This window comes from Cupriavidus oxalaticus (assembly GCF_004768545.1).
GTDB classification, from domain to species: Bacteria; Pseudomonadota; Gammaproteobacteria; order Burkholderiales; family Burkholderiaceae; genus Cupriavidus; species Cupriavidus oxalaticus_A.
In genome coordinates, this window is sequence record NZ_CP038635.1 from 1,947,313 (window position 1) to 1,963,069 (window position 15,757).

Genomic DNA, 15,757 nt, shown 5'->3' on the forward strand with positions numbered 1-15,757 from the left:
TACCCATGCGCAAGAATGTACTGGTGTTCCGGCCGATTCCTGACGACCTGCTCGCCAGGATCGAGTCGGAGCATGACGTGATCGTGGCTGACCCGCGCCAGCCGGCACAACGGCCGGCCTTCCGCGCCGCGCTGGCATCCGCCCACGGCCTGATCGGCTCCAGCGTGAAGCTGGGCGCGGCGGAACTGGCCGAAGCCGGCCGGCTGGAAGTGATCTCGAGTATTTCGGTGGGCGTCGACAACTATGACCTCCCCTGCCTGCACCAGCGCGGCATCACGCTGTGCCATACGCCGGGCGTACTTACCGAGACCACGGCCGACACCGTCTTCGCCCTCATCATGGCCACGAGCCGCCGCCTGATCGAGCTGGCGGCCCACGTCAGCGAAGGCCGCTGGACCGCCAATATCGGCGACAGCCTGTTCGGCTGGGACGTGCACGGCAAGACGCTGGCGATCCTGGGTTTCGGGCGTATCGGCCAGGCCGTGGCGCGGCGCGCGGCGCTCGGCTTCGGCATGGAGGTGCTCTACGTCAACGAGACTGCCATGGAGCCGCCCGACCTGGTGGGGCGCGCCACCCGGACGGAACTCGACGACGCCTTGCGCCGCGCCGATATCGTCGCCATCACGCTGCCCCTGACAGACAGCACCCGAGGCCTGATGGGCCCGCGCGAGTTCGCGCTGATGAAGCCGGGCGCCATCTTCGTCAATGGCGCGCGCGGCCAGATCGTGCAGGAAGACGCGCTGCTCGCGGCGCTGGCAAGCGGCCACCTGCGCGCGGCCGGGCTGGACGTCTTCGCCACCGAGCCGCTGCCTCAGGATTCGCCGCTGCGCCGCCATCCCAGGGTGACCGCCCTGCCCCATATCGGCTCGGCCACGCATGAGACCCGTCGTGCCATGGCCGAACTGGCCACGCGCAACCTGCTGGACGCGCTCGCCGGGCGGCAACCTGCCGCGCGCTTCGACCTGGCGGCCTTTGCCGCCCAGGCAGCCGCCTGATTTTCCTCGCAAGGACACCCCGCAATGCCCGGTTCCATTCCCACGCTGTGCGGCTCGATCATGGGCGAGCCCTTCACCTTCAATGTGCGCATCCACAATGCCGCCTATCGGGCGCTCGGGATCGACTACACCTTTGTGTGCTTCGGGGTGCAGGACGTGCCCGGCGCCGTGCAGTCGATCCGCACGCTCGGCGTGCGCGGCATGAATGTCTCGATGCCGCACAAGCAGGCCGTGATCCCCCACCTCGACCATCTCGACGAGACCGCGCGCGCCATCGGCGCGGTCAACACCATCAACAATCTCGATGGCGTGCTGACCGGCTACAACACCGACTGCATCGGCGCCGTCCGGGCGTTCCAGGAGGTGACGGGTGTGGCCGGCCAGCGCATTGCGCTGCTGGGCGCGGGCGGCGCGGCGCGGGCGATGGCCTATGGCTTGCGCGAGGCCGGCGCCAGCGTGACCGTGTTCAACCGCACCGCGGCGCGCGGCGAAGAACTGGCCGGCTCGCTCGGCCTGCGCTTTGGCGGCGGGTTGACGGACTTCCGCGCGGCGGATTTCGACATGCTCGCCAACGCGACCGCGGCGGGCTTTCGCGCCCCCGATGTCAACCCGGTCGCCGGACAGCTCGCCGCGCACCTGATCGTCATGGACGCCGCCTTCATCCCGGTCAGGAGCAAGCTGATCCGCGATGCCGCAGCGCTCGGCTGCCGCACCATCGACGGCACGCGCATGATGCTGCACCAGGCGTGCGCCCAGGTCGAGTTCTACACCGGCTGCGCGCGCGCGCCGATCGAGGCGATGGAGGCGGCGCTGCTTGAGGAGATTGCCCGCCTGTCATAAGCCCCCGTCAGCATCATCGGGACCAGCGAATGCGCTGCCTCACTTCTTCAGGTTGGTCCTGGCCACCAGCGCCTTCATCACCGCGTTGTCAGCCGCGATCATCGCCTTGAAGGTCGCTGCGTCGGCATAGGCAATGCCCAGGTTCTGCCGGCTCAGCGCCGCCACAAAGACTGGATCCGCCACCGCCTTGCGGCTGGCGGCCGCAAGGGTTTCGAGCACCTCGGGTGGCGTGCCTTTGGGCGCGGCCAGCCCGCGCCATGTGCCGATCGAGAGGGCGATACCCCGCTCACGAAGCGTCGGCACATTCTCGAAACCGCTGACACGCTGGTCGGCCATCACCGCGAGCGTCTTCACCTTGCCCGCGGCCACATAGGCCGATACCTCCGCGGGACTGACAGCCACCGCGTCGATATGCCCGCCCATCAACGCCACCAACGCCGGCGCCGCGCCGGTGAACGGCACGTGATTAAACTTGACGTGCGACTTGTCCTCCAACGCCGTCGCCGCCAGGTGCCAGATCGAACCCGGACCGGAATTCCCGAGCTGCACCTCACCGGGGTGCGCCTTGGCGAATGCCAGGAACGCCTCGATGGTATTCCAGCGCGAATCGGCCCTCACCGTGATCGCGGACGGATCGGCATTCAGGCGTGCGATCGGCACCAGCTGGGCGGGGTCGAACGTGGTCGGCCCGACATGCGGGACGATCACGGCTTCCGCGATGATTATGCCGAGCTTGTAGCCATCCGGCCTGGCGCGGGCCACTTCCGTCATGCCGATTGCGCCACTGGCGCCTGGCTTGTTCACCACGGTCAGCGGCTGCGGCAGGTACTTTCGCATGGCTTCGCTGAAGGCTCGCGCAACCGTATCAGTACCACCGCCCGCTGAGCTTGGCACCACCAGTTCGACAGCGTGACTCGGGTAAGTCGCCGCAGTCGTCTGGCCCATCACGGGAACTGCGGCAAGGAATCCGGCCAGTTGAGCGGCCAGCAATAAAGCTGTTTGAAGGTGCTTGCGGGGTAGTCGCATCTATGACTCACACGTTTAGCTAGCCGGCGGCATTGCAAGCATTGGGGCACTGTCAGGGACAGAACGTGAAAGACTAGCACCATTTGCCGCTTGCCGGATTTGTCGTGCTGGCGAACGGCATGGAAACCACCTTCGCCTGTCTCCAGTTTTTTTCTCTAGCGCAGTCCGCAAGGGATGGTCATGGTGAGGAACACCGCGAAAGAGGTCTATCACGTGGGGCGCTGCATTTGATCCCGAATCGCCCGGTAGAGCCATCCCGAAGTTGATAGGAACGGCCACACTGGCGGCCTTGCTACCGACCCCAGAGTCCGATTTCAGTCGATAGCCATCGATAGCCAAAAACACGAAACCCGCGCAGCGGCGCGGGTTTCCGGGAGATTTCCGATCGTCAGCGATAGACTTCGGAGGACGTCAAATCACTCCCACTCGATCGTCGCCGGCGGCTTGCCCGACACGTCATACACCACCCGATTCAGGCCGCGCACTTCGTTGATGATGCGGTTCGAGCAGCGGCCGAGCAGCGCGTACGGCAGGTGCGCCCAATGCGCCGTCATGAAGTCGGTGGTCTGCACAGCGCGCAGCGCCACGACGTAGTCGTAGGTGCGGCCGTCGCCCATCACGCCCACCGACTTGACCGGCAGGAACACGGCAAATGCCTGGCTGGTCAGGTCGTACCAGCTCTTGCCGACCTGGTTCGGCTCGCACAGGCCAGCGGCAGCGTCCTGCTCGGTGGCGATGGTCTTGCGCAGTTCTTCAATGAAGATGGCATCGGCACGGCGCAGCAGGTCGGCATAGTCGCGCTTGACTTCGCCGAGGATGCGCACGCCCAGGCCCGGGCCCGGGAACGGATGGCGGTAGACCATTTCCGGCGGCAGGCCCAGTTCCACGCCGAGTTCGCGCACTTCGTCCTTGAACAGGTCGCGCAGCGGCTCGAGCAGCTTCAGGCCCAGCGTTTCGGGCAGGCCGCCGACGTTGTGGTGGCTCTTGATGGTGGTGGCCTTCTTGGTCTTGGTGCCGCCCGATTCCACCACGTCGGGGTAGATCGTGCCCTGCGCCAGCCACTTGGCCTTGCTCAGTTTCTTCGCCTCGGCCTGGAACACCTCGACGAACTCGCGGCCGATGATCTTGCGCTTCTGCTCGGGGTCGGTCACGCCGGCCAGGTGGCCGAGGAACTGCTCGGAAGCGTCGATGTGCACGACCTTGGCGTGCAGGCGGCCGGCGAACATTTCCATTACCATCTTGCCTTCGTCGAGGCGCAGCAGGCCGTGGTCGACGAAGACGCAGGTGAGCTGGTCGCCGATGGCGCGGTGGATCAGCGCCGCGGCCACCGACGAATCGACGCCGCCCGACAGGCCCAGGATCACCTCTTCGTCGCCGACCTGTTCGCGGATCTTGGCGACGGCTTCTTCGATGTGGTCGCGCATGACCCAGTCTGCCTTGCAGCCGGCGATCCCGAGCACGAAGCGCTCGAGCATCTGCCGGCCCTTGACGGTATGCGTGACCTCGGGATGGAACTGCACGGCATAGTAGCCGCGCGCTTCGTCGGCCATGCCGGCGATCGGGCAGCTCGGGGTGGACGCCATCAGCTTGAAGCCCGGCGGCAGGCCGGTGACCTTGTCGCCGTGGCTCATCCAGACCTTGAGCATGCCGTGGCCTTCCGCGGTGCGGAAATCCTCGATGTCCTTGAGTAGCGCGGTATGGCCGTGGGCGCGCATCTCGGCGTAGCCGAACTCGCGCTGGTCGCTCCACTCGACCTTGCCGCCGAGCTGCACGGCCATGGTCTGCATGCCGTAGCAGATGCCGAGCACCGGCACGCCGAGGTCCCACACCGCCTGCGGCGCGCGCAGCTGGTGGTCTTCATAGGTGCTGGCGTGGCTGCCCGACAGGATGACGGCCTTGGGCGCGTACTCGCGCACGAAGTCGTCGGAGACGTCGTTCGGGTGGATTTCGCAGTAGACGTGCGCCTCGCGGACGCGGCGGGCGATCAGCTGCGTGACCTGCGAGCCGAAATCAAGAATGAGGATTTTGTCGTGCATGATGGGCCGATGGCGTGTCTTCCGTTGCGGGCTCGGTCACTTCCGTGCCGGGGCCATAGCCCGGCGGCGGCGTGATGACCGGCTCGCGCCGGTATTCTGGGGTATTCGTTGGGCGTGCCGCGGGGGCGACGCCGGGTTCCTTCCGGGTTTCCTGCTCCTTCAGCGCGCGTTCCATCTTCAGCTGCTGCTCGCGCACGCGCACGCGTTTCGCCGCGGGGATCTGCACCGCGGCAAAAAACAGCAGCACCACGGCCATGGTCGGCAGCCAGATCTTGCCGGCGCCTTCGAGCGGCAGCTCAAGGAACACCATCCAGGCAATGATCAGCATCGCGCTGGCGAGGTTCACATAGCCGGCCGTGCGTGCCACCGGTACCGTCAGCTGGCCGTTGAACGCGGCCTGCCACAGCAGCACCGACAGGCCGGCCAGCGCCACGCCCAGCAGTTGCCCGAACAGCGCGGGTTGTGGCTGCGGCAATTGCAGCGCCGCGTACAGCGTGGTGAATGGGGACATCAACAGCAGGACGCCCAGCAGCAGGTCCACCAGGGCATCGAAAAACAGCACGGCTCGCAGCAACACCTTCATTGGCGCTCCTCGTCTGGGCCCCGCCGGTGATGCGGCTGGCAGCAAGGCACGCCGGGACAGGCAACACCGGCGTGGCGCGCGGCCGGGGCCACGGTCGGGGCCGGATTGGAATCCGGTCGGACCAGGGCGGCGCTGCGCACCTCGCACCAAACCTCGCACGCCCTCGTCCCGCTGATCGCGGGTAGCGCACCGCCGCCACTGCGGACGGCGGGCGCGACCGCTGCGCGTCAGTCGATATGGTAGTTCGGCGCTTCCTTGGTGATCTGCACGTCGTGCACGTGCGATTCACGCATGCCGGCTGCCGTGATCTGGACGAACTGGGCACTCTCATGCCAGTCGGCGATCGACTTGCTGCCGCAGTAGCCCATCGAGGCACGCACGCCGCCCGTCAGCTGGTGGATGATGGCCATCACCGAACCCTTGTACGGCACGCGGCCTTCAATCCCCTCGGGGACCAGCTTGTCGACGTTGGCGGTGTTGTCTTCCTGGAAGTAGCGGTCAGCCGCGCCGTCCTTCATCGCGCCTACCGAACCCATGCCGCGGTAGCTCTTGAACGAGCGGCCCTGGTACAGGAACACTTCGCCCGGCGCTTCTTCGGTGCCTGAGAACATCCCGCCCATCATCACGGTGTGGGCGCCGGCCGCCAGGGCCTTGGCCACGTCACCCGAATAGCGGATGCCGCCGTCGGCGATCAGCGGCACGCCGGTGCCCTTGAGCGCCTCGGCCACGTTGGAAACGGCGGTGATCTGCGGCACGCCCACGCCAGCCACGATACGGGTGGTGCAGATCGAGCCGGGGCCGATGCCGACCTTGACGCCGTCGGCGCCATGCTCGACCAGCGCACGGGCGGCGTCGCCGGTGGCGATATTGCCGCCGATCACCTGCACTTGCGGGAAGTTCTGCTTGACCCAGCGCACGCGATCCAGCACGCCCTGGCTGTGGCCATGCGCCGTATCGACCACAATCACGTCGACGCCGGCCTTGACCAGCAGCTCGACACGCTCGTCGTTGTCCGGACCCACGCCGACCGCGGCGCCTACGCGCAGCTGGCCGTGGTCATCCTTGCTCGCCAGCGGGTTCTCGACCGCCTTCTGGATGTCCTTCACCGTGATCAGGCCGCGCAGCTCGAAGGCCTGGTTGACCACCAGCACGCGCTCCAGGCGGTGGCGGTTCATCAGGCGCTTGGCTTCTTCCAGCGGCGCGCCTTCGGCCACCGTCACCAGCTTCTCGCGCGGGGTCATCTTGGCGCGCACCGGGGCGTCGAGTTCTTCCTCGAAGCGCAGGTCGCGGTTGGTGATGATGCCGACGACGATCTTGCCTTCCAGCACCGGGAAGCCCGAAATGCCATGCTGCTGCGACAGCGCGATCACATCGCGGATCTTCGCGTCCGGCGAAATGGTGATCGGATCACGCAGCACGCCCGACTCGTAGCGCTTGACGCGCGACACTTCGCGGGCCTGGTCGGCGGGCTTCAGGTTCTTGTGGACGATGCCGATGCCACCGGCTTGCGCCATGGAGATCGCCAGGCGCGCCTCCGTCACCGTGTCCATGGCAGCGGACACCAGCGGAATGTTCAGTTCGATCGAACGGGACAGGCGAGTGCGGAGGGAAACATCCCGGGGAAGGACGGCCGAATAGGCCGGGACGAGCAGCACGTCATCGAATGTGAGTGCTTTCTGGACAAGACGCATAGCAAATCCTCTAGGCGCAAAAGCGAATTATACAGGAATGCGCGGCTGGCTGATGAACGGCAACGGGTTTTCCGGCGTGTCGTCTGCTATGCTCGTCGTCCTTTTAACCGGGCGTTGAAAAGCATGGGGATCGGCGTATTGTGCGGGCTGCTGGCGGGCGCGTTCTGGGGCATGGTCTTTATCGCGCCCAAGCTGCTGCCCGTGTTCTCGCCGTGGGAGCTGGCGATCGGGCGCTACCTGGCGTATGGCCTGGTCGCGCTGGTTGCCGCCCTGCCGCTGATCAAGCGCATCGCCCGCAAGCTGACCCGCGCCGATTGCGTGGCGCTGCTGCGCCAGGCCTTTACCGGCAACCTGCTCTACTACGTGCTGCTGGCCTTCGGCGTGCAGCTGGCCGGGGTCGGGCCGACTTCGCTGATTATCGGCATCCTGCCGATCACGGTCACCATCATGGGCCGGCGCGACCACGGTGCGGTGCCGCTGTCGCGGCTGCTGTGGCCGCTGGTGGTGGTGGCCGCGGGCATCGCCTGCATCAACATCGACCTGTTCGGCGGCGGCCAGAGCGCACACGCCGCCGCGGCCGGTGACGCCGTGCGGCCGGTCTGGCAGAAGATTGCCGGCGTCTGCTGTGCCGCCGGCGCGCTGGTCTGCTGGACGCTCTATGCGGTCGACAACGCGCGCTACCTGCAGCGCAACCCGCACTACAGCGGCAATGAATGGTCGGCGCTCTATGGGCTGTCGACCGGCGCGGTATCGGCCGTGCTGGCCATAGTCGGCTGGCTGGTGGCGGGCGATGCCCTCACTTCCGGCGACAGCGGCCGCGACTGGCAGTGGTTCTGGATGGTCAACGCCGCGGTGGCGCTGGGCGCGTCGCTGATCGGCAATAACCTGTGGAACATCGCCAGCCGGCGCCTGCCGCTGACGCTGTCGGGCCAGATGATCGTGTTCGAGACGCTGTTCGCGCTGGCATACGGCTTTGTCTTCGACCACCGCTGGCCGCGGCCGCTGGAAATTGCCGCCATTGTGTTGCTGATGGTCGGCGTGGCCTGGTCGGTGCGCTTGCACGCCAGCGACAAGTCTGCGTAGACTAGCGGACGATGGCGCGGGGGTCACACGCGCCACATCAGAACTGAAGTACCAGGGTCAAACCGGCGCCATGCCCTGGCGCCAAGCCATCGCCCGCGGCAGGCCTGCCGCGGCATTGCCTCGCGCGCAGCCGGCGGCCCAGCAGTTCTCCAGCCGCATCCGTTCCTTACCAGCCACTTTGAGACGCCGCGCCATGAAACGATCGTCCGTGCTGTGCCTGCTTGCCGCTGCCGTCACCGCTGCCGCCTCGGCCCACGCCCATGCCTACTGGCAATGGCGCGATGCCAACGGCCGCATGGTCTACAGCGACGTGCCGCCCTCCGGCGCCGCCGCCAGGGTGCTGCGTGCCCCTGGCCGCAGCGCCGGCGAGTACCAGCCGGTGGAGGCCGCCAACGCGGAGACCGCCAACGCCCCCGTGGCTGCACCGGCCCCTGCCAGGGCCGCGGGCAAGGCGAAGGAGGCCCCGCCGCCCACGGCCGAAGAGGCCTTCCAGAAGCGCCGCGACTCGCGCCTGAAAGCCGCCGCGGAAGAGGCGCGCAAGGAAGCCGAGGCTGCCGACCGCGAGGCCCGCTGCGCCCAGCTGCGCAACTACGCCACCGGCCTGCAGCAAGGGATGCGCGCGGCGGTAGCGGGTCAGGACGGCTCGCTGCAGCACCTGAACAGCGAGCAGCGCCAGGCCGAACTGGTCAAGACCAGCGCCAGCCTCGAAAAGAACTGCAACTGAACATAAGCAAAAACGGGGCATCACGCCCCGTTTCGCGGTCAGTGCTGCGGCCGGTGGCGCAAGCCTTGCGGCTCAGCCATTGCCACGCAGCCATTTCTGGCCTTCCCGCGCCCCGCCCTCGCGCAGCTTCTGCACGCGCTTGCGCCGCGCCTGCTTAGGGTCGGCAGTCAGCGGCCGGTACACCTCCACGCGGTCGCCCTCGCGCACCACGGTATCGGGCGTCTTGAGCTTGCCGAAGATGCCCACCCGCATGGTCGACGGATCCACTTCCGGGCACGCCTGCTGCAGCCCCGAGCCGACGATGGCCGCAGCGATCGTGGTGCCCGCGGGCACGTCGATCTCCTTCAGGAATACCGCATCGGGCCGCGCATAGCACACCGTGACATGCACGGTGCCCGCGCCTTCAACTGGCGCCATAGACCACCTCGGCGCGCTTGACGAAGGCATCGACGAAGGTATTCGCGATCATGCTGAACACCGGGCCGATGAGCTTTTCCAGCAGCAGGCTCGAAAACTCATAGTGCAGGTGGAATTCGATCTTGCAGGCGTCCACGCGCAGCGGCGTAAAGCGCCACGCGCCATTAAAGGTCTTGAAGGGCCCGTCGGCGAAGGTCATGTCGATGCGGGTCGGGCGCTCCTGCGTATTGCGGGTGTGGAAGAACTGCTGGATCCCCTTGAAATGGATATGGATCTTGGCGTCGAGCGTGGTTTCGGTCTGCTCGAACACCTCCACGCCGCCGCACCATGGCAGGAACTTGGGATAGTCCTCCACGCGCGTGACCAGGTCGTACATCTGCGCGGCGGAATAGCCGAGCAGCACGGATTTATGGACGTCTGCCATGTATTGGAAAATCTGGCTCCCGGCCATGCCTGGCGCATTGCGCCAGGACACAAGCCGGTACCGGGGCTGGTTTGCTAAAATCCCAATTTTAGCCGACGCTGGTCGCTGGCGGCACTTCGCCATGCGGCGCTGCAGCGATCCGGCCCGCTTTCACCACATTGTTCCCCTACCCGCACGCATGACCATCGCAGACAACAAGAAGGCCTTTTTCGACTACTTCATCGAAGAGCGATATGAGGCCGGGATCGTGCTGGAAGGCTGGGAAGTGAAGGCGATCCGCGCGAACCGAGTACAGATCAAGGAAGGCTACGTGGTGGTGCGCGACGCCGAGATGTTCCTGATCGGCGCCCATATCAGCCCGCTGCAGAGCGCCTCCACCCACGTCAACCCCGATCCGGTGCGCACGCGCAAGCTGCTGCTGAAGGCCGACGAGATCAAGAAGCTGATCGGCAAGGTCGAGCAGCGCGGCTACACGCTGGTGCCGCTGAACCTGCATTACACGCGTGGCAGAGTGAAATGCGAGATCGGCCTGGCCAAGGGCAAGAAGCAGTTCGACAAGCGCGAGACCGAAAAGCAGCGCGACTGGCAGCGCGAGAAGGCGCGCATCATGAAGGGCGACACCAAGGGATAATGCCGCCCGGCGGCGCCTGCGTGCTCAGGCGCCGGCCTTCTGCCCCTTCACGATCTGCAGCGCTGACGCGATCATGCTGCTCATCTCGCTCATATTCCCGGGCACGATCAGCGTATTGCCCTGCTTGGCCAGGTTGCCGAACGCAGCCACGTATTCCTCGGCCACCTTCAGGTTGACCGCGTCCATGCCGCCTTCGGTGCGGATCGCGTTGCCCACCTTCTGGATCGCCTGGGCATTGGCGTCCGCCACCGCCAGGATCGCCGCCGCCTCGCCCTGCGCCTTGTTGATGGCGGCCTGTTTCTCGCCTTCCGACTTCTGGATGGCCGCTTCCCGCGCACCCGTGGCCAGGTTGATCTGTTCCTGGCGCTTGCCCTCCGACGCGGCGATCAGCGCGCGCTTCTCGCGCTCGGCGGTGATCTGCGCCTGCATCGCATGCAGGATTTCCTTCGGCGGCGTCAGGTCCTTGATCTCGTAGCGCAGCACCTTGACGCCCCAGTTGGCGGCGGCCTCATCGAGCGCGTTCACCACGCTGTGGTTGATGAACTCGCGCTCCTCGAAGGTCTTGTCCAGCTCAAGCTTGCCGATCACCGAGCGCAGCGTGGTCTGCGACAGCTGCGTGATCGCCACCACGAAGTTGCTCGAGCCGTAGGACGCCTTCATCGGGTCGGTCACCTGGAAGTACAGCACGCCGTCCACCTGCAGCTGCGTATTGTCCTTGGTGATGCAGACCTGGCTGGGCACGTCCAGCGGGATTTCCTTGAGCACGTGCTTGTAGGCAACGCGGTCGACGAACGGCACCACGATCGACAGCCCCGGCGTCAGCGTCGCATGGTAGCGGCCCAGGCGCTCCAGCACCCAGGCGTGCTGCTGCGGCACGATCTTGATGCCCCTGGCGATCAGCACGATCACGGCAATAAGGATGATCAGCGGCAACAGGCCAAGCTGAAAAGCGAGCATGTAACAACCCTCCGGTCAGGAAACAGCGGTACGGCGCCGCCGGAACGGCGGCAGGCGGATGGTTGCGCGGCTGGCACCGGGCAACCCTTGGATGCGGCTCAGCGCGGCGAAACCACCAGCGTGCTGCCGCGCACTTCGACGATACGGTAGCGGCCCGGCGCCGCGGCGCAGTTCGGCGCAAGCTCGACGGTCCAGTCTGCGCCCCGGTACGGCACGCGCGCACGGCCGTTGGCGTCCCACGCTGCAACGTCGAGTTCCTGGCCGATGTCGAGATTGACGTTGGGATCGGCGGCGGCATTGCCGCGCCGCAGCTTGCCGAAACGGGTACGGCGCAGCCCGGCGATCAGCACCGCGGCGACCAGCGCCGCGGTCACCGTCTGCGCGGCGGGCGACAGGCCCAGCAAGGCCGCGACGCCGCCGGCGGCCAGCCCGACGGCCACCATCAGCAGGTAGAACGTGCCGGTATTCAGTTCGACGATCACCAGCGCGACCGCCGCCACGAACCAGATGTAGTACGCCATCCGAAATCCCCCCGTCCGATCGGTTCCCGGCAGCGAATGCCCGGAATCGATTCCCGAAAAACAAAAACCCCGCAGCGCCAGGGGCGCCTGCGGGGCCGATGCAACACCTGACGCAGGGGCCGGTGCCAGCCGGCTGCCGAAGGCGCGCCGGCGAATGTCGTTATTGTGACGTCAAAAGCCTCAGGAAGCCAGCTTCTGCCAGGTGTCGACCACCGAATCGGGGTTCAGCGAGATCGACTTGATGCCTTCCCTGGTCAGCCATTCGGCAAAGTCCGGGTGGTCCGAAGGACCCTGGCCGCAGATGCCGACGTACTTGTCCAGGCGGATGCACGCCGAAATGGCGCGCGACAGCATGAAGCACACCGCCGGATCGCGTTCGTCGAAGTCCTTGGCCAGCAGCTCCATGCCCGAGTCGCGGTCCAGGCCCAGCGTCAGCTGCGTCAGGTCGTTCGAGCCGATCGAGAAGCCGTCGAAGTACTGCAGGAACTCTTCGGCCAGGATCGCGTTGGACGGCACTTCGCACATCATGATGATGCGCAGGCCATTCTCGCCGCGCTTCAGGCCGTGCTTGGCCAGCAGGCCGATGACCTTCTCGGCCTGGCCCAGCGTACGCACGAACGGCACCATGATCTCGACGTTGGTCAGGCCCATTTCATCGCGCACGCGCTTCATGGCCTTGCATTCCATCTCGAACGCTTCGGCGAAGTCTTCGGCGATGTAGCGCGAGGCGCCGCGGAAGCCCAGCATCGGGTTTTCCTCGTCCGGCTCGTAGCGCGAACCGCCGATCAGCTTCTTGTACTCGTTGGACTTGAAGTCCGACAGGCGCACGATCACGGGCTTCGGGTAGAAGGCCGCGCCGATGGTGGCGATGCCCTCGGCCAGCTTGTCAACGTAGAACGCGCGCGGGCTGGCGTGGCCGCGGGCCACGCTTTCCACGGCCTTCTTCAGGTCGGCATCGACCTGCGGATAGTCGAGGATGGCCTTCGGGTGGACCCCGATGTTGTTGTTGATGATGAATTCCAGGCGGGCCAGTCCGACGCCGCAGTTCGGGATCTGCGCGAAGTCGAAGGCCAGCTGCGGGTTGCCCACGTTCATCATCAGCTTGACGTCGATTTCCGGCATGTCGCCACGCTGGACTTCGGTCACTTCCGTTTCGAGCAGGCCGTCGTAGATGCGGCCTTCGTCGCCCTCGGCGCACGACACGGTTACCAGCGTGCCATCCTTCAGGATGTCGGTGGCATCGCCGCAGCCGACCACGGCCGGCACGCCCAGTTCACGCGCGATGATGGCCGCGTGGCAGGTACGGCCGCCACGGTTGGTGACGATCGCCGAAGCGCGCTTCATCACCGGCTCCCAGTTCGGGTCGGTCATGTCGGCGACCAGCACGTCGCCGGGCTGCACGCGTTCCATCTCGGACGGATCGTTGATGACGCGGACCGGGCCGGTGCCGATCTTCTGGCCGATGGCGCGGCCGCTGGTCAGCACGGGGGCGGTGCCCTTGAGCTTGAAGCGCTGCTCGGCCTTGCCGGCCGACTGGCTCTTCACCGTTTCCGGGCGGGCCTGCAGGATGTAGATCTTGCCGTCCTTGCCGTCCTTGCCCCACTCGATGTCCATCGGGCGGCCATAGTGCTTCTCGATGATCACCGCGTACCGGGCCAGCTCGGTCACGTCTTCGTCGGTGATCGAGTAGCGGTTGCGCAGCTCGGCCGGCACATCGACGGTCTTCACGCGGCCGGCTTCGCCCGGCTTGGTGAATTCCATCTTGATCAGCTTGGAGCCGATCGAGCGGCGGATGATCGGGTACTGGCCGGCTTGCAGCGTCGGCTTGAAGACGTAGAACTCGTCCGGGTTGACCGCGCCCTGCACCACCGTTTCGCCCAGGCCGTAGCTGGAGGTAATAAAAACCACGTCGGGGAAGCCGGATTCGGTGTCGATGGTGAACATCACGCCGGAAGCGGCCAGGTCCGAACGGACCATGCGCTGGATACCGGCGGACAGTGCCACCACGTCATGGGCAAAACCCTTGTGCACGCGGTAGGAGATAGCGCGGTCGTTGTACAGCGAGGCGAACACGTGCTTGATCTTGTCCAGCACGTCGTCGATGCCGCTGACGTTCAGGTAGGACTCCTGCTGGCCGGCGAACGAGGCGTCGGGCAGGTCTTCGGCCGTGGCCGACGAACGCACCGCGAACGAAGCCTCGGCGCCTTCGCGCTCGGACACGCGGGCATAGAACTCACGGATTTCCTGTTCCAGGCGCGGCTGGAACGGAGCGGTGGCGACCCAGTCGCGGATCTCGGCACCGGCCTCGGCCAGGGCCTTGACGTCGTCGACGTCGAGCGTCTTCAGGCGCTGGGAGATGCGCTCGGTCAGGTTGTTGTGGGCGAGGAAGTCGCGGAAGGCAAGCGCGGTGGTGGCAAAACCGCCGGGAACGCGCACGCCGGCCTCCGCCAGCTGGGAGATCATCTCGCCCAGCGACGAATTCTTGCCGCCGACGATTTCCACGTCAGCCATGCGCAACTGCTCGAACGGCAACACGTAGGCGCCGTTATCTGCCTGGTTAGTCATGAGAGCCTCAAAACAAAGTAGAAAACTTGTTGCGCATGCCCGGTATGTTGTTCGCGTTCTGTTCCCGGACCGATCGCTTGGCTAAGCAACCCCATGCTCATGGTGCTGCAATGTTGCGGACACGGCGCTACGGCTCTCATCGCGCAGCGCACATTGTCGACAATTCCGGGCCTGGATTGATGCAAAGCGGGCCCCTCGCGGAATTGCTTAGCGAAAAGATCGCCGCTATTCTACCGTGCTGCGCCGCACTTTTCTGCGGAAGATTGAATCTATTTATTTGCGCAACCCCATGTCCCAGCCAGAAGCGCCCGGTACAGCGGATTCCGGGACCCAGCCTGGAACGCAGCCCGCCTCCCCGTCCACCCAAGCGACCGCGACAAGACCTGCGATAACGCCCGCTGCAGCCGCCCAGACCGGCGACCGGCCGCCGGTGCGTACCGTCTTTATCGTCTCGGATGGCACCGGGATCACTGCGGAAACGTTCAGTCACTCGATCCTGGCGCAGTTCGAAATGCGCTTCCGCAAGGTGCGGATGCCCTTCGTCGATACCCCGGAAAAGGCACATATCGCGGTCGGCAAGATCAACGAGGCCTTCCACAACGAAGGCGTGCCGCCGATCGTCTTCACCACGCTGGTCAACCAGGAAGCGAACAAGGCACTGCGCCGTGCCAAGGCGATGATCCTGGACATGTTCCAGACCTTCATCGAGCCGCTCGAGAAGGAACTGGGGCTCAAGTCCACCCACGCCATCGGCCGCTTCCACCAGAATGCCGATACCGAGGCGTACAAGAACCGGATCGAGGCGATCAACTTCTCGCTGGCGCACGACGACGGCCAGTCGCACAAGAACCTCGAAGAAGCCGATGTGATCCTGGTGGGCGTGTCGCGCAGCGGCAAGACCCCGACCAGCCTCTACCTGGCGATGCAATACGGGCTGAAGGCGGCCAATTACCCGCTGATCCCGGACGATTTCGAGCGCGGCAAGCTGCCGTCGGCGCTGTACGCGTTCAAGAGCAAGATCTTCGGGCTGTCGATCGACCCGCAGCGCCTGACCGAGATCCGCAACGAGCGCCGCCCCGGCAGCAAGTACGCGGCGGTGGAGAACTGCCGCTACGAGGTCAATGAGGCCGAGGCGATGATGCGGCGCGAAGGCATCAAGTGGCTGTCGTCGACGCACAAGTCGATCGAAGAGATTGCGACCACGATCCTGCAGGAGATCAAGGTCGATCGCGACAACTACTAGGCACAAACAAAAAGCGGCCGC

The 15,757-nt window shown here is 65.9% G+C and carries 15 protein-coding genes; 6 read left to right on the forward strand and 9 right to left on the reverse strand.

Features of this window, described 5'->3' with window-relative positions; genetic code table 11:
• Positions 1-5: 5 nt before the first annotated feature.
• Both E0W60_RS19810 and E0W60_RS19815 read left to right on the forward strand, forming a co-directional pair.
• A complete protein-coding gene (locus tag E0W60_RS19810) occupies positions 6-995 on the forward strand; it encodes a 2-hydroxyacid dehydrogenase (protein WP_135705358.1) in 990 nt (329 codons plus the stop codon).
• 24 nt (positions 996-1,019) lie between these two features.
• Positions 1,020-1,835 (forward strand): shikimate dehydrogenase family protein, encoded by an 816-nt coding sequence (locus E0W60_RS19815; protein ID WP_135705359.1) that lies wholly within the window; start codon positions 1,020-1,022, stop codon positions 1,833-1,835.
• Positions 1,836-1,874: 39 nt separating this feature from the next.
• Here the strand turns inward: E0W60_RS19815 and E0W60_RS19820 are convergent, their stop codons facing one another.
• The 4 genes from E0W60_RS19820 to guaB form a co-directional block, all read right to left on the reverse strand.
• Entirely contained in the window at positions 1,875-2,861 is a 987-nt protein-coding gene (locus E0W60_RS19820) for a tripartite tricarboxylate transporter substrate binding protein (protein WP_276609569.1), read from the reverse strand.
• A 416-nt stretch (positions 2,862-3,277) separates the two neighbouring features.
• Positions 3,278-4,897 (reverse strand): glutamine-hydrolyzing GMP synthase, encoded by a 1,620-nt coding sequence (gene guaA / locus E0W60_RS19825; RefSeq protein ID WP_135705361.1) that lies wholly within the window; start codon positions 4,895-4,897, stop codon positions 3,278-3,280.
• Positions 4,872-5,480 (reverse strand): hypothetical protein, encoded by a 609-nt coding sequence (locus tag E0W60_RS19830; RefSeq protein WP_133096288.1) that lies wholly within the window; start codon positions 5,478-5,480, stop codon positions 4,872-4,874. The genes guaA and E0W60_RS19830 overlap by 26 nt, the downstream gene beginning before the upstream one ends.
• A gap of 227 nt (positions 5,481-5,707) precedes the next feature.
• Complete coding sequence (gene guaB, locus E0W60_RS19835) at positions 5,708-7,171, reverse strand: IMP dehydrogenase (RefSeq protein WP_133096289.1); 1,464 nt, start codon at positions 7,169-7,171, stop codon at positions 5,708-5,710.
• Positions 7,172-7,294: 123 nt separating this feature from the next.
• Here guaB and E0W60_RS19840 point away from each other — a divergent pair, with 123 nt between their 5' ends.
• Both E0W60_RS19840 and E0W60_RS19845 read left to right on the forward strand, forming a co-directional pair.
• Positions 7,295-8,254, forward strand: a complete 960-nt coding sequence (locus E0W60_RS19840) for a DMT family transporter (protein ID WP_135705362.1) — start codon at positions 7,295-7,297, stop codon at positions 8,252-8,254.
• A 193-nt stretch (positions 8,255-8,447) separates the two neighbouring features.
• Entirely contained in the window at positions 8,448-8,978 is a 531-nt protein-coding gene (locus tag E0W60_RS19845; RefSeq protein ID WP_133096291.1) for a DUF4124 domain-containing protein, read from the forward strand.
• A 72-nt stretch (positions 8,979-9,050) separates the two neighbouring features.
• On the opposite strand, the gene E0W60_RS19850 is transcribed toward E0W60_RS19845, so the two are convergent.
• Both E0W60_RS19850 and E0W60_RS19855 read right to left on the reverse strand, forming a co-directional pair.
• Positions 9,051-9,395 (reverse strand): RnfH family protein, encoded by a 345-nt coding sequence (locus E0W60_RS19850; RefSeq protein ID WP_135705363.1) that lies wholly within the window; start codon positions 9,393-9,395, stop codon positions 9,051-9,053.
• Complete coding sequence (locus E0W60_RS19855; protein ID WP_135705364.1) at positions 9,382-9,819, reverse strand: type II toxin-antitoxin system RatA family toxin; 438 nt, start codon at positions 9,817-9,819, stop codon at positions 9,382-9,384. The genes E0W60_RS19850 and E0W60_RS19855 overlap by 14 nt, the downstream gene beginning before the upstream one ends.
• A 178-nt stretch (positions 9,820-9,997) precedes the next feature.
• On the opposite strand from E0W60_RS19855, the gene smpB reads away from it, so the two are divergent.
• On the forward strand, positions 9,998-10,450 hold the full coding sequence (gene smpB / locus E0W60_RS19860; RefSeq protein ID WP_133096294.1) for an SsrA-binding protein SmpB: 453 nt from the start codon (positions 9,998-10,000) through the stop codon (positions 10,448-10,450).
• Between the two features lie 24 nt (positions 10,451-10,474).
• Here smpB and E0W60_RS19865 read toward each other — a convergent pair whose 3' ends face one another.
• From E0W60_RS19865 to ppsA, 3 genes are all read right to left on the reverse strand, one after another.
• On the reverse strand, positions 10,475-11,407 hold the full coding sequence (locus E0W60_RS19865; protein ID WP_029045868.1) for an SPFH domain-containing protein: 933 nt from the start codon (positions 11,405-11,407) through the stop codon (positions 10,475-10,477).
• Between the two features lie 98 nt (positions 11,408-11,505).
• Positions 11,506-11,928, reverse strand: coding sequence for an NfeD family protein (locus E0W60_RS19870; protein ID WP_135705365.1), 423 nt, complete (start codon positions 11,926-11,928; stop codon positions 11,506-11,508).
• Positions 11,929-12,108: 180 nt separating this feature from the next.
• Complete coding sequence (ppsA, locus tag E0W60_RS19875) at positions 12,109-14,493, reverse strand: phosphoenolpyruvate synthase (RefSeq protein ID WP_135705366.1); 2,385 nt, start codon at positions 14,491-14,493, stop codon at positions 12,109-12,111.
• Positions 14,494-14,782: 289 nt separating this feature from the next.
• Here ppsA and ppsR point away from each other — a divergent pair, with 289 nt between their 5' ends.
• On the forward strand, positions 14,783-15,736 hold the full coding sequence (gene ppsR, locus E0W60_RS19880) for a posphoenolpyruvate synthetase regulatory kinase/phosphorylase PpsR (RefSeq protein ID WP_218959498.1): 954 nt from the start codon (positions 14,783-14,785) through the stop codon (positions 15,734-15,736).
• The last annotated feature ends 21 nt before the right edge of the window (positions 15,737-15,757 follow it).